Raw genomic sequence first — 18,617 nt, 5'->3', positions numbered from 1 at the left:
GTGGGGTGGCGGGCCCATCGGGGGCGGGCCGGCGTTCGGCATGACCGGCACTGCCGGCCAGGACGGATAACTCGGCGGGCCCACTGGCGTGGTTGGCGCCGCGATCGGCGTCGTCGGCGCCGGCGGGTGCTGGACGGTTTGCTGCCCAGCCGGCCCAGCCGGTCCAGCCGGCCCAGCCGGCCCAGCCTGCCCAGCCGGCCCAGCCTGCCCAGCCGGTCCAGCCGGTCCAGCCGGCAGGGTGGCTTCCCGGCTGCGGCGCAGGATGGTCTTGGCCCGGTTCTGGTCGGGAGTGCTCAGCGCCTGGTGTGCGGCCCGCCCCAGGTCACCGGCGCTGGCGTAGCGGTCCAGCGGCCGTTTGGCCATGCCGCGAGCGATCACGTCGTCGAAGGCCCGGGGGATACCCGAGTGGGCGGCACTGGGCCGCGGGATCGGGTCCATCATATGGGCACTGACCAGCATTCCGGCGCTGTCGGACGGGTACGGCGCGACGCCGGTCAGGCACTCGTAGAGTACGCACGCCAACGCATAGATATCGGCGCGGAAGCTCACCTCGTCGTTGGTAAACCGTTCGGGCGCCATGTATTTCCAGGTGCCCACCGCGGTGCCCATCTGGGTGAGCTTCTCGTCGGTGGTGGCGCTGGCGATTCCGAAGTCGACCAGGTAGGCGAAGTCGTCGCGAGTGACCAGGATGTTGGGCGGCTTGACGTCGCGGTGCATCACCCCGGCGGCATGGGCGGCGTCCAGGGCCGTGGCGATCTGGGTGACGATGGCCACCGCCCGCGGCGGCGGCAGCGGACCGAAGCGTTTGAGCATGGTGTCCAGGTCGGTGCCCTCGATGAGACGCATCTCCAGGAACATCAGCCCGTCGACTTCGCCGTAGTCGTGAATGGGCACCACGTGGGGTTCCTGCAGTCGGCCGGCGATGCGGGCTTCGCGCTTCATCCGTTCGCGGAAAACCGGGTCGCTGCTGACGGATTCGGACATCAGCTTTACCGCGACCGTCCATCCCTTGACGGTGTGCTCGGCCTCGTAGACCTCGCCCATACCGCCGCGGCCCAGCGGTCGTTTGAGAAGGTAGGGCCCGAACGTCTGCCCCGCCCGAGAGCCACGCGCCTCGCTCATCGCTGCCCCTCCAAACCAACCGCACTCCGGGCCCGGGGACCGTTGATCAGCCGTACTTGGCCCACCAGCTGTGCAGGTCCTCCAGGGTGGCCGGGTCCCCGAAGACGTCGCTGAGCATGAGTTTGGACTCGTTGCTCCAGATCACGTTGGGGTGGTTCTTGTAAGTGCCACACGCGATCATCCCAGCGACGACATTGGGCGACTTGGCGTAGTGCCAGGTGTCCGGCGACGGTCCTTCGCCGGGGCAATTGGACAGCTCGCCCGCTCCGATGTCGTCGTTGAAGGCTTGCTTGAGCGCGTCAAGGCTGGGGAACAATCCGTAGACGGCGCGGCTCGGGCCGCCCTGGTTGGAGTTCTGCCCGCAGTCGACCATGGCCACCGCGCCGGTCCACACGCTGTTCGGCTTGGGCGTGGTCGCTGTGCAGGTGCCGCTGGAGTAGCCGGCCGGCAGGAAGCTGAGCAGCCTGCTTTGCGGGTCGGCCGGAGTGGTCGAAGTCGGCGGCGTCGACAGCGGCTTGCTGGAGCTAGGGGTGGTGACCGGCGTCGACGAGTTGTCGGCGATCGGCTGCTTGTCGTCGGGCTGGGTGGCTATCCAGATGCCGATGCCGGCAAGCACGAGCACCACGACGGCCGCGGCCGCGCCGGCGACGATCGGCCACGGGTTGCGCTTGCGGGGTGCCGGCGATTGGCTCCACGGTCCACCCGGCTGCTGGGGCGGTGGGGTGCCCGGCGGTGTGCCGCCCCAGCTGCTGCCCTGGAAGTACTGGGGGGTCGGAGCGGCGGCCGGGACCGGACCACTGGACCACTGCGGCTGGCCGGCCGGGGCGGGCCGCTGCATGGGTCCCGAACTGAGCGGGTCGCCATATGGCGGTGGCGGCGGCGCCGGCGCCGGGCCGGGCGGCGGCGTGCCGGCGGCAACCGTCGGCGGCTGCTCGGCCAGCCCGGTGCCGAGCATGGTGGATTCGCGGCTGCGGCGCAGGATGTCTTCGGCGTGGTCCTGATCGGGGTCGCTCAGCGCTTCCTTCGCGGCTCGCGCCAGATCACCGGCGCTGGCGTAGCGCTCCTCGGGCTTCTTTGCCATGCCGCGCGCGATCACCGCGTCGAACGACTTCGGAATGCCCGAACGGGCGGCGCTCACCTGCGGGACGGGGTCCATCAGGTGCGCGGTCACCAGCGTCGTCGCACTGTCGGCGCGGTAGGGCGGCGAGCCGGTCAGGCACTCGTAGAGCACACAGGCCAGCGCGTAGATGTCGGCGCGGTAGGTCACCTCGTCGTTGGAGAACCGTTCGGGCGCCATGTATTTCCAGGTGCCCACCGCCGTACCCAACTGCGTCAGCTTCTCGTCGGTGGTGGCGCTGGCGATCCCGAAGTCGACCAGGTACGCGAAATCCTCACGGGTGACCAGGATGTTGGGCGGCTTGACGTCGCGGTGCATCACGCCGGCGGCGTGCGCGGCGTCCAGGGCCGAGGCGATCTGGGTGATGATGGCGACGGCGCGCGGCGGGGTCAGCGGGCCGAATCGCTTGAGCACACTGTCGAGGTCGGTGCCCTCGATCATGCGCATTTCCAAGTACATCTGGCCGTCGATCTCGCCGTAGTCGTGGATGGGCACCACGTGCGGTTCCTGTAACCGGCCGGCGATGCGCGCCTCGCGCTTCATCCGCTCGCGAAACACCGGGTCTTTGCTGAACTCCGCGGTCATCAGCTTGACCGCGACGGTCCACTCTTTGACGGTGTGTTCGGCCTCGTAGACCTCACCCATCCCGCCGCGGCCCAGCAGCCGTTTGAGGTGGTAAGGGCCGAACATTGACCCCACCCGCGAGTCTGACGCCTCGCTCATCGCCGATCCTCCTCAGCCCGCTCCGAATCCCGACGACCCTATCAACCGGACGCTGGACCCGGCTCGGCCCAACAACCAACGGCCCCCGAGCCCGGCAGGGCCCAGCAACCCATGACGGTAATCATGACGGTAAGGCTCCGCCAGCACCACCGCTTCTGCCGCGATTGCCTGTTAGCCCTGGGGCGGGCCGGCGATCTGAAACGTGAATTCGTAGTCGCAGATACGGATGTGGTCGCCGTCGTTGAGGGTGGCTGCGGCGCGGATCCGTTGGTGCTGCACGTGTACGCCGTTCGAGGAGCGCAGATCGTTGATGATGTAGTTGGTGCCCGTGTCCACGATGACGGCGTGATGGCGGCTCACGTTCGCGCTGTCCAGCACGATGTCGTTGTCGCTGAGACGACCGATCCGGGTCGCCGCGGACTGCAATGGGTATTTGTGGCCGGAGGCTATGTCGTGCAACGAGGCGATGGCCCGCTGGCCGGTGACCATGGTGCGCTGGTCGAGGACGGTGACGGTGCCGGCAGCGGTGGTCTTCGCGGTCTTTTTGGCGTCCAGTGGTTCCTGCCGCAGGATCCGTTCGTTGAGAGCCCGCAGCGTCGGGCCGGGGTCGATGCCGAGATCATCAGCCAGGGTCGTCTTCACCCGCCGATACGCGTTCAGGGCGTCGGATTGACGGTCGGTGAGGTAGTAGGCGGTGATCAGCTGTGTCCACAGCGGCTCGCGGTACGGATGCTCGACGACGAGGGCCTCGAGCTCGGTGATCACCGCGGACGCTCGTCCGCAAGCGATTTCGGCTTCGGCCTTGGCGGTGTGGGCCAGAATCTTGTCCTCGACCAGAGCGGTGGCAAAGGAATCGACGAACTGGAAGTCCCGTAGGTCGTCGAGCACGGGGCCGCGCCATTCCTTCAGTGCGGCCGAAAGGTAACGGCTGGCCTCCTCGAACCGGCCGGCGGCGGCGGCGTGCACACCCGCGGTCTTCTCGGCGATGAAGCGGCCCAGATCGCAGGTGTTGTCCGGGATGCTGAGCCGGTAACCCGGCGGCGCCGCGGCCAATACGGTCTTCGGATCGATGCCGCCATTGCTGAGCAGCTTGCGCAGATTGGACACGTAGGAGTGGATGCTGGCCCGGGCTCCCGACGGCGGCCACTCCTCCCACAGGGCGGTGATGAGCGCGTCGACCCCGACGGGCCGGTTGCGGTTGATGACCAGCATGGCCAGCACCGCCCGCTGTTTCGGGGTGCCCAGCGGCACCAGGGCGCCGTCAATGCTCATCTCCAACGGTCCCAGCAGACCGAATTCGAGGCGTCTGTCCTCCATCGCGCTACCAGCCATTCCGTGTTGGCAACATGGTCTCAATCCCTGTCATTGTGGTACGAAGTTCCCGATCCACCTAAGAGACACCCGCAGGTCCCGGTGCCGGAACCGTGCGGGTGTCCCAATTGTTTTGGGGCAGTGGTCACTTGGTTTCTTGGGTGACGCTCATGAAGTTGTGGCTGGTGGCCCAGGCCTTGACGAAGATGTCCATCCGGATCTGCTCGTCGCGGCCGTTGGGGTTACCGCTGTCGTTGAGGTGCACCACTCCGTTGGCGGTGTCGACGCCGGTGACCACCACGGCGTGGTCGGCGCGCGGCTGGCCGTCGCTGCCCTTGCTCTCGACCGGCTGGTTCCAGATCATTTCGGCGTTGACTCCGACGATCACCTTGTGGCCGCTGCCCAGGTACTGCTCGAGTGCCTCCATGCCGGTGGCGACGCCGGTCTTGCCGGCGGTGTCCGCGTCGGTGTTGACCGCGTGGATTCCGTAGTGCGCCAGCAGGGTAGGCAGGTCGTCGGGGTCGGTGCCCATGCCGGAGTTGGGGTTGTTCTTGTCGGCCGGCTTGAGGTAGATCGACCCCGGGTGGGTGGTGCTGGGGGTGTTCTGGGCAACCTTGATGATGGCCCGCTCCGAGGGCAGCTTGCCGGTCAGCTCGCCGACCACGTCGGCGCTGGACATGATCGCGCAGTCGTCGTAGTTCTGGTGGCGCCAGTACTTCGCGGCCGCCGTCGGGTCGCCGTACATGGTGCCCGACGACGCTTCGGCCGGGCTGGCCAATCCGAGCGCGAGCGCGCTGGCGGCGGTGGCGAAGATGGCGGTCTTGAACGCGGTGGAGATTTTCACTGGTGGTCCTTTTCTCGGGTCTCGATCCGCCGTTGCGGAAGGGGCGTTGAGAAAAGGTTCGCGGGGTGGCCTTTTTGTTATCTCCTCGAATTCTTGGAGTGATCTGTCGAAGCTGAATTGCATTGGCAGGCAATGCAACAAAGCGGTCAGCCGTCCGGCGGAGAAACCGGGCGCCTGACCGCTTTAGGAGTTGTCTTGTATCACTTGTCCGTGGTGACGACCACGAAGTAGTCGCTGGTGGCCCAAGCCTTGGTGAACAGCTCCATCGGGATCTGCTCGTCGCGGCCCTTCTCGTTGCCGCTGTCGTTGAGGTGCACCACGCCGTTGGCGGTGTCGATACCGGTCACCACCACGGCGTGGTCGCCCACCGGGTTGCCGTCGCTGTCCTTGGTCTCAACGGGCTGGCCCCAGATCATTTCGGCGTTCACGTCGACGATCACCTTGCGGCCACTGCCCAGGTATTGCTCGAGCGCCTCGATGCCCGTGGCGACACCGGTCTTCGGGCTGTGACTCTGATCGGTCATCTGGACCTCGACGCCGTAGTGTCCCAGCAGCGCCGGCAAGTCCCCGAAACTCGTGCCCTGGCCCGAGTTCGGGTGCTTCTTGTCGGCGGGCTTGACGTAAATGGAGCCGGGGTGCACGGTGCTCGGGGTGTTCTGAGCCAGCTTGATAATGGCCGCCTCCGAGGGCTCCTTGCCGGTCATCTGACCGACCACGTCGGCGCTGGCCATCAGCAAGCAGTCGTCGTATTTCTGGTGGCGCCACCACTTTGCGGCCGCAGCGGGATCCCCGTACATGGTGGCCGCGGATGCGTCGGCCGGACCGGCCACGCCGAGCGCGACGGCACCGGCGGCGACGGCCAACAGGGCGGTCTGCAACGCGGTCTTGAAAGAGGTCTTGATGGCGGGGGAGATCTTCATGGTTGTCCTTTTCTCGGGCTGTTGAGAAAAGGCTCGGATCAAGACCTATCTGTTATCTCGACGAATCCTTGGAGTGATTGGTGTGCGTGTCTACTAGTTGCACGCCCAGGTGTCGATATAGCCGCCGGCGAGCTTGCTCAGCGCGTCCTTCATCGCGGCACTCAAATCGGTGCCTACTCCGCCCTTGTAGTCGTGATCTTTGGCGGCCACCGCACCGCACTGGGTGAAGGTGGTCAGCACCTTGCAATCGGAGTAGCCGCAATGCTTGACCGCGGTAGCTTCGGCCGCCGCCCGCGTCGGGTATGCATACGACCGGCCCCAGGAACCGTTGGCGGAGTAGGCGATTGCGCCGTAAGAGTCGGCGGCTTGTGCCGTCGGGACCATCGCCGGGGCCAGGGTGAGGGGCATCGCGGTGACAATCATTAGGCGGGCGACAACCACCGCCAGCCGTCTCGTCGTCATGTAGTGAAGTCCTTTCGCCAGGGCGGGAGGTTGCTAGACCGGTTTGGTTGCGGTGACCTGCTTGCCCCAATCGGACATGGTCAGCGTCACCGAAGTGTTCGAGGTCGGGGCGATCTGCAGCTGGACCAGGTGGGAGGACCCGTCCGAGGCGGTCCAGACGGTAGTCGGCACCGTCGCGACGTTCTCGTCGGTCAGGCGGGATCCGGCCAGCGTTGCGACGTCGTCGGCGCTGGAGTCTCCGGTGATCTTCGTGGTGGCAACACCATTGAGCTGTTGGGTACCGGCCACCGCAGCGTTCTTGAGGTTGGCCAGCAGGTTGGCCAAGCCCTTGTTCGGGTCCAGCAGGATCGACACGTTGTAGATCGAGGCGCCGTTGCCGAAGTCGGTATACGTGCCCGGCTGCCCGAGGTCGGAGTAGAGATGCCCGTCGACGTAGACGAACTGTGCGTCCTGGGGGTTGTTGCCGACGAGCATGGTGGCGCTGCCGGTGGCGACTGTCTGCGGCGTGTTGGAGATATCGCCCTCGAGTTTGGTCACCCGCAGGTTGGGCACGTCGCCCTGCACGGAGAGGGTCAGATGCATTCCGGTGACTTTCCGCATCACATCGGCGGCCTGCTTGAGCAGTGTGGCGGCCTCGCCGCTGGTTCCGTTGCCCGTTCCATTGGGTGCAGTGGACGACGATTTGGCGTTCGAGCCGCCGTGCTGCCCGCAGCCGCCGACGGCGGGGACGGCGGCGAACAGGGCGAGCGCGGCAACCGCGGCGGCGACACGGGTCCGGTTGGCACGAGTCGGAAGCTTCATCGACTTCTCCCTATCTTGGTCCTTGTGTTGGCCGACAGCCGGCTACCCCGGACACCGAGCTTAATGAGGGCAAACGAGCAAGTGGGGATCCCGGTGCACGGGATCCCCACTTGCGGGTGCGGCGATTAGGCGAGCTGGCCGGCGTACTGCGGGCAGTAGTCCTTGGTGGCGTAGACGACGAAGTAGGCGGCTTGCTTGGAGGTCAGGTTGGTCTGGCTCAGCACCTCGTTGGCGATCTCGGTGCCGGTCTTGCCGGCGGCGAGTTCCTTGCACACCTGGTGGCCTTGCTGCACGGCGGCCTGCGGGGAGGAGAAGCTGACGCCGATCGATTGCATCTGGGAGATGAATGTGTCGTCGGCGGAGCTGGCCGAGGCGGCGCCCGCGGTGGCGACGGCAAGCCCGACGGCCGCGGCGCCGACTGCGGTGGTGAGGGCTGCGGTGATGCGGGGTGAGAACATTTTTGGCTCCTTGCTGAGGTGGTCTCCTGGCTGGGTGACCTCAGAATCGGGGCCGGCGCTTGGCGGATTCTCTATAACTTCTTGGTAACGCCGCGGGCCGGCTAAATCGAAGCCTGGGTCATCGCGTAGTACGCCCCCTGCCGGGCCAGCAGCTCGGCGTGATCGCCTTGCTCGACGATCCGACCGTCCTGGACGACCAGGATCTGGTCGGCATCGCGAATCGTCGAAAGCCGGTGGGCGATAACGAAGCTCGTCCGGTCCCGGCGCAGTTCGCACATCGCGCGCTGGATGAGCAATTCGGTGCGGGTATCGACCGAGCTGGTGGCCTCGTCCAGGATCAACAGCTGCGGACGCGCCAGGAAAGCGCGGGCGATCGTGATGAGCTGCTTTTCGCCGGCGCTGACGTTGCCGCCGTCGCCGCTGATCCGGGTCTGGTAGCCGGCCGGGAGGGTGTGGACGAACCGGTCGACGTAGGCGGCCCTGGCCGCTGCCACTATTTCTTCGGTGCCGGCGTCGGGCCGCCCGTAGGCGATGTTGTCCTCGATGGTCCCGTCGAACAGCCAGGTGTCCTGTAGCACCATGCCGATGCGCGATCGCAGCGAATGCCGGCTCAGCGCGGCGATGTTGATGCCGTCGAGCAGGATTTCGCCGGAGTCGACCTCGTAGAACCGCATCAGCAGGTTCACCAGGGTGGTCTTGCCGGCGCCGGTCGGGCCGACGATCGCCACCGTGCTGCCGGGTTCGGCCAGCAGGGACAGGTCGCGGATCACCGGGATGCCCGGGCGGTAGGCGAAGTTCACGTGCCTGAACTCGACGCGTCCCGGCTGCGTGTCCGGCTCAGGTTTCAGGCCGGGCTCGGGGTCGGGGGATTCCTCCGGCTCGTCGAGCAGATCGAACACCCGCTCGGCACTGGCGACGCCGGACTGCAGGCTGTTGTACATGCCGGCCACCTGGCCGATGGGCTGGTTGAACTGGCGGACGTACTGGATGAACGCCTGGATGCTGCCCAGGGTGATCTGGCCGGTAGCCACCTGCAGGCCGCCGATCACCGCGACCGCGACATAGCCGAGATTGCCGATGAACGTCGTCGCCGGGCCGACCAGCCCGGAGAAGAACTGCGCGCCGAAGCTGGCCTGATAGACGTCGTCGTTGAGCTTGCGGAACTGTTCTCGCGCGGCGGCCTGGTGGCCGAACGTCTTGACGACGGTGAACCCGCTGTAGGTCTCTTCGATATGGGCGTTGAGGCGGCCGGTGCTGGTCCAGTGCGCCACGAAGAGCCGCTGCGAACGTTTGGTGATCGCGCGCGTCGCCAACAGGGAAAGTGGAACGGTGAGCACGGTAATCAGTGCCAGCAGCGGAGAGATGGACACCATCATCGCCAGCACGGCCACCACCGTCAGGACCGCAGTGACCAGCTGACTGATCGTCATCGACAGCGAGGACTGAACGTTGTCGATGTCATTGGTGACTCGGCTCAGCAGCTCACCGCGCTGCCGGTTGTCGAAGTAGGCCAGCGGCAGCCGGTGCAGTTTGTCTTCGACGTCGGAACGCAACGCGCTGATAGTCCGCTGCACGGTGAGGTTGAGCAGCCGCGCCTGAGACCAAATCAACAGCGCGGCAACCAAATACATGGCCAGCGCCAGCGCCAGCGTGCGCGCCACGGCGTCGAAGTCCACGCCCTGCCCCGGCACCACGTTCATTCGGGACAGCAGGTCGGCGAAGGTGGTGTCCCCGCGAGCCCGGGCCGCGGCGACGGCCTGGGCCTTGGTGATGCCCTTAGGTAGGCCCCGGCCGATCACGCCGTTGAACAACAGGTCGGTGGCGTGGCCGAGGATCCGCGGGACCACGACTCCGATCGCGGTGCCGGTGATGCCCAGGGCGATCACCGCCAGACTCAGCCGGCGTTGCGGCGCAAGCCGTTTCACCAGCCTCGTCGCCGTTCCCCAGAAGTCGCGCGACCGGGCCTTGGGATCCGGCGCGGCGCCGCGGGGGCGGGCGCCCACCGGCGCGCTCACCGTGGGCCCCCGATGCCGGCGCCCACCGACTGGGAAGCGGCGAACTCCGCGTAGGCGGCGCAGTCGGTTACCAGTGATTCATGGGTGCCGGTGCCGACGATCCCGCCGTTGTCGACGACGACGATCTGGTCGGCCTGGGCGGCGGTCGAAACCCGTTGGGTGACGACGATAATCGTGGCATCGCGGGCCGTTTCGCGCACTGCGGCGCGCACCCGGGCGTCGGTGTGTACGTCCAGCGCGGAGAACGCGTCGTCGAAGAGGTAGAGGGCCGGCCGGCGGATGACGGCCCGGGCGATCGCCAGCCGTTGGCGCTGGCCGCCGGAGAAATTGACGCCTGCTTGAGCCACGCGCATGTGCAGCCCGTGTGCCCTGACGAATTCCTCGGCCGCGGCCACCCGCAGCGCTTCCCACATTTCTTGTTCGGTTGCCTCGGCCTTGCCGTATCTGAGGTTGTCGGCGACCGTGCCGGAGAACAGGTGGCCGCGCTGGGGCACCAGGCCGATCGCCGACCAGAGCCGCTCGGTGTGGTAGTCGCGCACGTCGATTCCGTCGAGCAGGACCGCGCCGGCTGTGACGTCGTAGAGTCGGCAGATCAGTGACACCAGCGTCGACTTGCCCGAGCCGGTGCTGCCGACGATGGCCGTGGTGGTGCCCGGGCGTGCCGTCAGCGAAATATCTTGCAGCACCGGGCAATCGGCACCGGGATAGGTGAACGTCACGTTATCCAGACGCAGTGCCCCGCTGATGCCGAGCGGCGGGAACTTGGGGTCGGGCGGGTTGTCGACGGCGGTGCGGGTGCCCAGCACCTCGGTGATGCGTTCGGCGCATACCGACGCGCGCGGCAGCACGACCAGCGTCATGGTCGCCATCAGCACCGCCATCAGGATCTGGGCGAAGTAGGACAAGAAGGCGCTCAGCGAGCCGACCTGCATCTGGCCTTTGTCGATGCGCAAACCGCCGAACCAGATCACCGCGACGCTGGACAGGTTGATGGTCAAGGTGGTGACCGGCAGCATCAGCGCCTGGTAGTTCCCCGACCTGAGGGCGGTATTCGACAACGCGGTGTTGGCTTGGGCGAACCGGTTTCGCTCATAGCTTTCGCGGGTGAATGCGCGGACCACTCGCACACCGGAGAGCTGGTCGCGCATAACCCGGTTGATGCCGTCGATCAGGGCCTGCATGCGCCGAAACAGCGGCAGCATCCGAGTCATGATCAGGTAGTTGGCGATGGCCAGGGTGGGAACGCTGACCAGCAGCAGCCACGTCAGGGCGGCTTCCTGGTGGATGGCCATGATGACTCCGCCGACGCACATGAGCGGGGCGGTGACCAATATGTTGGCGCCGGTTTGGACCAGGAACACGATCTGGCGCACGTCGTTGGTACTGCGGGTCAATAGCGTCGGGGCGCCGAATCGGGCCGTCTCCCGCTCGGAGAACGTGATGATGTGCTCGAACATGGCCGCGCGCAGGTCGCGGCCGAAACCCGTCCCGGTCCGGGAGCCGAAGTAGATGGCTCCCACTGCGCACAGCGCCTGTAGACCGGTGACTGCCAGCATCAGCAAGCCCAGCCGGATGATCTTTTCGGTGTCGCCCTTGGCGATGCCGTCGTCGATGATCGCCGCATTGACCGTCGGCAGGTACAGCGAAGCCAGGGTGCTGATCAGCTGCAGTACCATCAGCACCGCGACCAGCCGGCGGTACGGCCGGATGTACTGGCGCAGCAGTGCCCGCAGCATTGGGTAACTGTCGCACAGTGGTTGGGCACCCGCGCCGGGTCTACCGGTAAGCCGGAAATGCCTGATCAGATGGCGTGTCGGTGGTTGACCTGTGGTGCTGCCCCTACACTGCATCCTGTGACCAGCAGAAGAGGTACCGGTGCGGCGTAACGTGACGAAGCTGGCGGTGGCGGTCTCGGCCCTAGTGGCGTTGGGCCCGGTCATTGCCGGGTGCTCGAGTGCCGGTGGCGACAAGCCAGGTGCGACGATCTCGTCGTCGCAGGGGAACTCGGAGGGCCACCACGGGCCGTTTTTCCCGCAATGCGGCGGCGTCAGCGATCAGACGGTCGCCGAGCAGACCAGGATGACCGGGCTGATCAACACCGCCAAGAACTCGGTGGGCTGCCAATGGCTGGCGGGCGGCGGCATCTCGGGCCCGCACTTCTCTTTCTCCTGGTATCGCGGCAGCCCGATCGGGCGCGAACGTAAAACTGAGGAGCTGTCGCGCGCCAGCGTCGAGGACATCAACATCAATGGCCACAGCGGCTTCATCGCGGTCGGCAACGAGCCCAGCCTGGGGGACTCGCTGTGTGAAATCGGGATCCAATTTCAGGACGACTTCATCGAATGGTCGGTGAGCTTCAGTCAGAAGCCATTCCCGCCGCCGTGCGACATCGCTAAAGAGCTGACCCGCCAGTCGATTGCGAACTCGAAATGAACCGGCGGACGCGTGGCGTGGTCGCGGTGGTTGCGGCGGTGCTCAGCGTGCTGGTGGTGCTGACGGGCTGCTCGAGATCGGTGGGCGGCACCGCCGTAAAGGCCGGTAGCGGCGGCGTGCCCCGCAACGACAATTCCGAACGGCAGTATCCGAACCTGCTCAAGGAATGTGAGGTGCTGACCACCGACATCCTGGCCAAGACCGTCGGTGCGGATCCGCTGGACATTCAGAGCACGTTCGTCGGCGCGATCTGCCGCTGGCAGGCGGCCAACCCGGCCGGGCTGATCGACATCACCCGGTTCTGGTTCGAGCAGGGCAGCCTGAGCAACGAGCGCAAGGTCGCCGAGGGGCTGAAATACCAGATCGAGAACCGCTCGATCCAGGGCATCGACTCCATTGTGATGCGCCCGAACGATCCCAACGGTGCCTGCGGTGTGGCCAGCGACGCGGCTGGAGTGGTCGGCTGGTGGGTCAACCCGCAAGCGCCCGGCATCGACGCCTGCGGCCAGGCCATCAAGCTGATGGAGCTGACCCTGGCGACCAACGCCTAGCTGGGGCGCCTAGCTGGGGCGCCTAGCTGGGCAACCCGCTCCTACTCTTCGCGCGGCACATGGAACTCGACGAGCGCCGCGGTGCTGGGTTCGAGCTCCTCCCAGCCGCCGCTGACGCGGAGTACGGCCAGCCCTGACGTCGGGAACTTGCGCGCAATCCGGTCGACGGCGGCGGTGTCGGTGCCTTCGGCACCGGCCAGGATGATCGCCACCGACGACATCGTCGGCTCATGTCCGATGACCAGCAGCGTCTTCACCTCGTCGGGCACACCGTTGATCTCTTCGATCACGGTTCCGGGCGCCGCGCCGTAAAGCCGCTGGACGTATCGCAGCGGAGCGTCGATACCGCTGCACGCCAGGGTTTCCCGTGCACGTGTTGCCGTCGAGCACAGCACCAGGTCGATCGGGGACAGATTGGCGCGCAGCCAGTCCCCGGCCAGGCCCGCCTCGCGGGTACCGCGGGGCGCCAACGGCCGCTCGTGATCGGCAACATCTTCGGGGTAGGCCGACTTCGCATGCCGCATCAGCACTAGCGTGCGCTGCTGCTCGTTCATCGGACACACGTTAGTGGAGGCCCTCGGCTACGCCGCGTCGTCATCGTCATCCGCCTGGTACAGGAGCATCTCCGGGTGGTGAAACGTGTTGACGCGGGGTTGCCCGTAGTCGAGATGGGGCGGAGGTATCCACTCGGTTTCGCCTTTGGAGTTCTTGCGGGTGGTCCAGCCCTGTTCGGGGAGTTTGTGGTCGGCTCCACAGGCAAAGGTGAGTTCGTCTATGTCGGTGCGATGAGTGGTCGCCCACTCTTTGGTGTGGTGCACTTCGCAGTAGTAGCCCTTCACCTCGCAGCCGGGCGCTGTGCAGCCACGTTCCTTCGCGTACAACACAATTCGCTGCCCGGGTGAGGCGAGTCTTTTCGCGTGGTAAAGCGCCAGGGGTTTGCCTTTGTCGAAGATGGCGAGATAGTGGTTCGCGTGCCGGCCCAGTCGGATCACCTCGGACATAGGCAGCAGGGTGCCGCCGCCCGTTAAGCCGCGGCCCGCGGCGGCTTCGAGGTCTTTGAGCGTCGTGGTCACGATGATCGAAGCGGGTAATCCGTTGTGCTGACCCAATTTTCCGGAGGACAACAGACCTCGCAGCCCGGCCAGCAGTCCATCGTGATTGCGTTGCGCCGCGCTGCGGAGGTCGCGCCGCGTCGCCTCCGGCGAGGCCTGCCCGTCAAGCACCGGCATCTCGTCCTCCGGATTGCACATGCCCGGGGCGGCCAGCTTGGCCAGCGTCGCTTCGATAGCGGCCCGCAACTGCGGGTCCACCAGGCCGCTGATGCGCGACATGCCGTCGAATTCCTGGTTGCCCAGCGTGATCCCGCGCCGCCGAGCGCGGTCAGCATCGCTGTAGTTGCCGTCGGGGTTGAGGCAGTCTGCCAGCACCTTGGCGTAGTCGGCGAGCTGGTCGGGGCGATACTGGGAGGCCTTGTCGGCAAGGTCAGCCTCGGCGGCGTCTCTGGTGAACAGGTCCACCGCTTCGGGCAGCCGGGTGCAGAAGCGGCGGATCAGCTGCACATGCTCGTCGCCGAGCAGGCCCTGGCGTTGGGCTTTAGCGGTGGCCGTCAGCTGCGGTGGCAGCGGTTCGCCGGTCAAAGCCCGGCGCTCACCCAGATCCTCGGCTTCAGCGATACGCCGTCTGGCCTCCCTGCGGGTAATGCGCAATCGATTGGCCAGCGCCTTGTCCAGCTTGCCACCCAGTTCGGCTTCGTCGGACTGCTCGGCGATCTGATTGATCAACGCATGCCGCGCCGCAGGCAACCGCTGCGTCTCCTCCTCCAGGCGCTCCAACGCCCGTAACCGTTCCGGCGTCGTCGACGCATCAAACGACAGCTCGAGCACACCGGACACCGCGGCACGCAACGCGTCGAATGCCGTCACGACGGCTTCCCGAGCACTCGAACACATGTTCGGAACACTACACCGCACTCCCGACAAGAATGACCTGCCGACGCACGTCCCCGAACTTGTCAGAGCCCAGTCCTACACTCGCAATGCCTTGGAAAGAAACGCAGTTCGGGAGGAGGGCGCCAGGATGAAATTCCTGCATACCGCCGACTGGCAGCTAGGCATGACCCGGCACTTCCTCGCCGGTGACGCCCAGCCCCGCTATTCGGCGGCCCGCCGCGACGCGGTAGCCGGCCTGGGCGCGCTGGCCGTCGAAGTGGGCGCCGAATTCGCCGTGGTCGCCGGCGATGTCTTCGAGCACAACCAGCTCGCACCGCAGGTGATCGCGCAGTCGTTAGAAGCCATGCGCGCCATCGGGATTCCGGTCTACCTGCTGCCGGGCAATCATGATCCGCTGGATGCATCATCGGTCTACACCAGCGCGCTGTTCACCGCCGAATGCCCGGACAACGTCATCGTGCTCGACCGTGCCGGGGTGCATCACATAAGGCCGGGCCTGGAGATCATCGCGGCACCCTGGCGGTCCAAGGCGCCCACCAGCGACCTCGTCGCCGAGGCGCTCAACGGCCTGTGCCCGACCGACGTCACCCGGGTGGTGGTCGCCCACGGCGGCGTGGACGTCTTGGATCCCGATCGTGACAAGCCCTCGCTGATTCGACTGGCTGGCATAGATAAGGCGCTGTCCGACAGCGTGATTCACTATGTGGCACTGGGCGATAAGCATTCCCTCACCCAGGTCGGCAGCAGCGGACGAGTGTGGTACTCGGGCTCACCGGAAGTGACCAACTTCGATGATGTCGAGTCCGACCCGGGTCATGTGCTGGTCGTGGAAATCGACGAAGAAGACCCGCACCGGCCGGTCCGGGTCGAGCCCAAAAGTGTTGGGCGTTGGCGGTTTACCACGCTGCATCGGCAGGTGGACGATAACCGCGAGATCGCCGACCTGGACCTGAACTTGGACCAGCTGCCCGATAAGGAACGCACGGTGGTGCGGCTGGCGCTGACGGGTTCGTTGACCGTCACCGACCGCGCGGCACTCGATGCGTGTCTGGACAAGTACGCGCGGCTGTTCGCCTGGCTGGGGCTGTGGGAACGGCACACCGAGCTTGCCGTGGTGCCCGCCGACGGCGAGTTCACCGGCCTCGGCATCGGCGGTTTCGCCGCGGCCGCGGTCGACGAGCTGGTCGCAACGGCGCGCGCGGGAGACGAGTCCGCGGTGGATGCCCAAGCGGCACTGGCACTTTTACTGCGGCTCGCGGATCGGGGCGCGGCATGAAACTGCACCGGCTGGTCTTGACGAACTACCGCGGCATCGCTCACCGGGACATCGAGTTCCCCGATCACGGCGTGGTCGTGGTGTGCGGCGACAACGAGATCGGCAAGACGTCCATGATCGAAGCGCTGGACCTGTTGCTGGAATTCAAGGATCGGTCGACCAAGAAAGAAGTCAAGCAAGTCAAACCCACGCACGCCGATGCATCCTCCGAAGTGACGGCCGAGTTCAGCAGCGGCCCTTACCGTTTCGTCTATCGCAAGCGCTTCCACAAGAAGTGTGAGACGGAGTTGACGGTGCTGGCGCCACGTCGTGAGCAGCTGACCGGCGACGAGGCCCATGATCGCGTCCGGGCGATGTTGGCCGAGACGGTGGACACCGAGCTGTGGCGTGCCCAGCGCGTGCTGCAGGCTGCCTCGACGGAGGCGGTGGATCTGTCCGGTTGTGACGCGTTGTCACGTGCGCTCGACATCGCCGCCGGTGACAACGGAACCCTGTCGGGCACCGAGCCGCTACTCATCGAGCGCATCGACGCCGAATTCGCGCGCTACTTCACCGCGACCGGTCGCCCCACCGGCGAGTGGGCCGCCGCCATCTCGCGGCTGGCCGACGCCGAGGCGAGGGTGGTGGAGTGTGCCCTCGCGGTAGCCGAGGTCGATGACCGGGTGCGTCGTCACGCCGACCTGACCGAGCAGGTGGCCGAATTGTCGCGGCAGCGTGTCGCTGCCGGTCCGAGGCTGGTCGCCGCCAAGGCGGCCGCCGAACAGATCGCCGCCCTTGCCGACGAAGCGCGCGAAGCCGAACTGGTGGCAACCGCGGTCGCCGCTACCAGCGTCGCGTCCACCGCAGCGCACACCGCGAGGCTAAGACTGCTGGCCGAAATAGGCTCTCGCACAGCATCGATCGCCGACTCCGAAGCGGCGGCACACGAAGCCGCCGGCCAGCTCGCGACGGCCAAAGCCGATGCCGCAGCCGCCGATGCCGCCGTCGAGGGGGCGGCCCAGCAGCTGCCCGCCGTCCAGTGCCGGGCCGAATCGGCCCGGCGGGCTGTAGATCAGATCGCCGCTCGCGACGAGGCCGACCGGCTGGGCGCCCGGCTGGCCAAAGTCGACGCGATCCATGCCGAGTGCGACCGAATCGACGAAAGGCTACGCGAGATCACGGTGACCGAGGAGCTGCTGCAGCGAATCGAAGCCGCCGCAGCCGCGGCCGATCGCGCGAGTGGGCAGCTGACGTTGATGTCCACAGCCGTGGAATTCACCGCCGCGGCCGATATCGAGCTGGCGGTGGGCGATCAGCGGGTGGTGCTGGCGGCGGGCCAGAGCTGGGCGATCACCGCTACCGGTCCCACCGAAGTGCAGGTTCCCGGTGTATTGACGGCCCGGCTCACGCCCGGCGCCTCCGCGCTCGATGTGCAGACGAAATACGTTGCGGCGCAAGATGAACTCGCCAAAGTGCTGGCAGCTGCCGGTGTCAGCGACCTGACATCAGCCAAAGCAGCTGACAAGAAACGCCGCGAACTGCAGAGCAGCCGCGACCAGCTGGCCGCCACCCACTCGGGATTGTGCGGCGACGAGCAGGTGGACCAGCTGCGCACCCGGCTGGCGCAGTTGGTTGCGGCGCAACCCGAAGCGCCCGATCTGTTCGGGACGGATGCCGCAACGGCACGCGCCGAACTCGACGCGGCCGAGGTGGCGCGCACGGCCGCGCAAGCCGAATGTGATACGCGACGCCGGATCGCGGCCGACGCCGCTGCGAACCTCGCCGAAACAGCCACGCGAGCAACGGTTTTAGAAAACCAGGTGGTGGCACAGCGCAGCGAGCTCGATGCGGCCGCCGCCCGGCTGGCCAGCGAACGGGCGTCGGTCGGCGACGCAGATCTGGCCGCCAAGGCGCAGGCCGACCAGACAGCCCAACAGGCCGCCGAGCAACGAGTGGCAGAGCTGGCCAGGGCGCTGAACGCGACCGCGCCCGACACCGTGGCCGCGGAATTGAAAGAGGCCGCCGCAGTGGTCCAGTCGCTGCGCGAACGCCACGACGACGCCGTGCACGCGCTGCGCGAAGTCGCCGTTGAACTTTCGGTGTTCGGCACCCAGGGCCGCAAAGGCAAACTCGACGACGCCGAGACCGCGCGTGAGCACGCGCGCGTCCAGCACGACCGGGTCGGCGGCCGGGCCCGGGCCGTGCAACTGTTGCGTTCGGTGATGGCGCGTCATCGCGACACCACCCGCTTGCGCTATGTCGAGCCGTACCGCGCCGAACTGCAGCGGCTCGGCCGGCCGGTGTTCGGGGCCACCTTCGAGGTGGACGTCGACAGTGATCTGCGGATCCGCAGCCGAACCGTGGACGGCATCACCGTGCCCTACGAGTCCTTGTCGGGAGGCGCCAAGGAACAGCTCGCCATCCTGGCCAGGCTGGCAGGGGCGGTGCTGGTCGCCAAGGAGGACACCGTGCCGGTTGTCATCGACGACGCGCTGGGGTTCAGCGATCCCGGCCGGCTGGCCAGGATGGGAGAGGTATTCGACGACGTGGGCGCTAGCGGGCAGGTGATCGTGCTGACCTGCAGCCCCGACCGGTACGAGGGGGTGAAGAGCGCGCATCGCATCGATCTCGCCGTTTAGCAACTCCGCGTCATACA

General features: G+C 66.7%; 16 protein-coding genes. 4 read left to right on the top strand and 12 right to left on the bottom strand.

The genetic code is table 11. The annotated features are described in order from the left end of the window. From BST12_RS21555 to BST12_RS21510, 10 genes are all read right to left on the bottom strand, one after another. Window positions 1-1,122, bottom strand: a 1,122-nt coding sequence (locus BST12_RS21555; protein ID WP_139801821.1) for a serine/threonine-protein kinase, incomplete at its 3' end; no start/stop codon positions are given. 46 nt (window positions 1,123-1,168) lie between these two features. Continuing rightward, complete coding sequence (locus tag BST12_RS21550; RefSeq protein ID WP_083115237.1) at window positions 1,169-2,962, bottom strand: serine/threonine-protein kinase; 1,794 nt, start codon at window positions 2,960-2,962, stop codon at window positions 1,169-1,171. A gap of 171 nt (window positions 2,963-3,133) precedes the next feature. After that, on the bottom strand, window positions 3,134-4,294 hold the full coding sequence (gene embR, locus BST12_RS21545) for an ATPase/transcriptional regulator EmbR (protein ID WP_083115235.1): 1,161 nt from the start codon (window positions 4,292-4,294) through the stop codon (window positions 3,134-3,136). 124 nt (window positions 4,295-4,418) lie between these two features. After that, a complete protein-coding gene (locus tag BST12_RS21540) occupies window positions 4,419-5,117 on the bottom strand; it encodes a cysteine peptidase family C39 domain-containing protein (protein WP_083115233.1) in 699 nt (232 codons plus the stop codon). A 200-nt stretch (window positions 5,118-5,317) separates the two neighbouring features. Further along, entirely contained in the window at window positions 5,318-6,037 is a 720-nt protein-coding gene (locus BST12_RS21535; protein WP_083115232.1) for a C39 family peptidase, read from the bottom strand. Between the two features lie 93 nt (window positions 6,038-6,130). Then, the gene (locus BST12_RS21530; protein ID WP_083115230.1) at window positions 6,131-6,499 is read right to left on the bottom strand and encodes a DUF4189 domain-containing protein; all 369 of its coding nucleotides are present in this window, start codon (window positions 6,497-6,499) and stop codon (window positions 6,131-6,133) included. Between the two features lie 33 nt (window positions 6,500-6,532). After that, complete coding sequence (locus BST12_RS21525; protein WP_083115228.1) at window positions 6,533-7,300, bottom strand: LppX_LprAFG lipoprotein; 768 nt, start codon at window positions 7,298-7,300, stop codon at window positions 6,533-6,535. 125 nt (window positions 7,301-7,425) lie between these two features. Beyond that, complete coding sequence (locus BST12_RS21520; RefSeq protein WP_083115227.1) at window positions 7,426-7,758, bottom strand: DUF732 domain-containing protein; 333 nt, start codon at window positions 7,756-7,758, stop codon at window positions 7,426-7,428. A gap of 101 nt (window positions 7,759-7,859) precedes the next feature. Further along, on the bottom strand, window positions 7,860-9,773 hold the full coding sequence (locus BST12_RS21515; RefSeq protein WP_083115225.1) for an ABC transporter ATP-binding protein: 1,914 nt from the start codon (window positions 9,771-9,773) through the stop codon (window positions 7,860-7,862). Further along, complete coding sequence (locus BST12_RS21510; RefSeq protein ID WP_083115224.1) at window positions 9,770-11,509, bottom strand: ABC transporter ATP-binding protein; 1,740 nt, start codon at window positions 11,507-11,509, stop codon at window positions 9,770-9,772. The genes BST12_RS21515 and BST12_RS21510 overlap by 4 nt, the downstream gene beginning before the upstream one ends. Window positions 11,510-11,648: 139 nt before the next feature. Between BST12_RS21510 and BST12_RS21505 the strand changes: the two genes are divergently transcribed. Together BST12_RS21505 and BST12_RS21500 are read left to right on the top strand one after the other, a co-directional pair. Continuing rightward, entirely contained in the window at window positions 11,649-12,206 is a 558-nt protein-coding gene (locus BST12_RS21505) for a DUF3558 domain-containing protein (protein ID WP_083115222.1), read from the top strand. Continuing rightward, complete coding sequence (locus BST12_RS21500; protein WP_083115221.1) at window positions 12,203-12,757, top strand: DUF3558 domain-containing protein; 555 nt, start codon at window positions 12,203-12,205, stop codon at window positions 12,755-12,757. Before BST12_RS21505 ends, BST12_RS21500 begins: the two co-directional genes overlap by 4 nt. 41 nt (window positions 12,758-12,798) lie before the next feature. Here BST12_RS21500 and BST12_RS21495 read toward each other — a convergent pair whose 3' ends face one another. Both BST12_RS21495 and BST12_RS21490 read right to left on the bottom strand, forming a co-directional pair. Next, window positions 12,799-13,311: a SixA phosphatase family protein gene (locus tag BST12_RS21495; protein WP_083115219.1), complete on the bottom strand. Its 513-nt coding sequence runs from the start codon at window positions 13,309-13,311 to the stop codon at window positions 12,799-12,801. 27 nt (window positions 13,312-13,338) lie between these two features. Next, window positions 13,339-14,706, bottom strand: a complete 1,368-nt coding sequence (locus BST12_RS21490; protein ID WP_083115217.1) for an HNH endonuclease signature motif containing protein — start codon at window positions 14,704-14,706, stop codon at window positions 13,339-13,341. Between the two features lie 127 nt (window positions 14,707-14,833). Between BST12_RS21490 and BST12_RS21485 the strand changes: the two genes are divergently transcribed. Then, window positions 14,834-15,982, top strand: coding sequence for a metallophosphoesterase family protein (locus tag BST12_RS21485; protein ID WP_083115215.1), 1,149 nt, complete (start codon window positions 14,834-14,836; stop codon window positions 15,980-15,982). Then, window positions 15,979-18,600 (top strand): AAA family ATPase, encoded by a 2,622-nt coding sequence (locus BST12_RS21480; RefSeq protein ID WP_083115214.1) that lies wholly within the window; start codon window positions 15,979-15,981, stop codon window positions 18,598-18,600. The genes BST12_RS21485 and BST12_RS21480 overlap by 4 nt, the downstream gene beginning before the upstream one ends. The last annotated feature ends 17 nt before the right edge of the window (window positions 18,601-18,617 follow it).

Origin of the sequence: Mycobacterium angelicum (assembly GCF_002086155.1) — a bacterium.
In the GTDB taxonomy this organism is placed as follows: Bacteria; Actinomycetota; Actinomycetes; order Mycobacteriales; family Mycobacteriaceae; genus Mycobacterium; species Mycobacterium angelicum.
The sequence above is the reverse complement of the archived record's forward strand: the minus strand, read 5'-3'. Positions and strand labels throughout refer to the sequence as shown.

Bases quoted from the DNA above. Each gene is read 5' to 3' on its own strand.
- BST12_RS21550 (WP_083115237.1), bottom strand. From the start codon at position 2,962: ATGAGCGAGGCGTCAGACTCGCGGGTGGGGTCAATGTTCGGCCCTTAC.
- embR (WP_083115235.1), bottom strand. From the start codon at position 4,294: ATGGCTGGTAGCGCGATGGAGGACAGACGCCTCGAATTCGGTCTGCTG.
- BST12_RS21535 (WP_083115232.1), bottom strand. From the start codon at position 6,037: ATGAAGATCTCCCCCGCCATCAAGACCTCTTTCAAGACCGCGTTGCAG.
- BST12_RS21530 (WP_083115230.1), bottom strand. From the start codon at position 6,499: ATGACGACGAGACGGCTGGCGGTGGTTGTCGCCCGCCTAATGATTGTC.
- BST12_RS21525 (WP_083115228.1), bottom strand. From the start codon at position 7,300: ATGAAGCTTCCGACTCGTGCCAACCGGACCCGTGTCGCCGCCGCGGTT.
- BST12_RS21520 (WP_083115227.1), bottom strand. From the start codon at position 7,758: ATGTTCTCACCCCGCATCACCGCAGCCCTCACCACCGCAGTCGGCGCC.
- BST12_RS21510 (WP_083115224.1), bottom strand. From the start codon at position 11,509: ATGCTGCGGGCACTGCTGCGCCAGTACATCCGGCCGTACCGCCGGCTG.
- BST12_RS21500 (WP_083115221.1), top strand. From the start codon at position 12,203: ATGAACCGGCGGACGCGTGGCGTGGTCGCGGTGGTTGCGGCGGTGCTC.
- BST12_RS21495 (WP_083115219.1), bottom strand. From the start codon at position 13,311: ATGAACGAGCAGCAGCGCACGCTAGTGCTGATGCGGCATGCGAAGTCG.
- BST12_RS21490 (WP_083115217.1), bottom strand. From the start codon at position 14,706: ATGTGTTCGAGTGCTCGGGAAGCCGTCGTGACGGCATTCGACGCGTTG.
- BST12_RS21485 (WP_083115215.1), top strand. From the start codon at position 14,834: ATGAAATTCCTGCATACCGCCGACTGGCAGCTAGGCATGACCCGGCAC.
- BST12_RS21480 (WP_083115214.1), top strand. From the start codon at position 15,979: ATGAAACTGCACCGGCTGGTCTTGACGAACTACCGCGGCATCGCTCAC.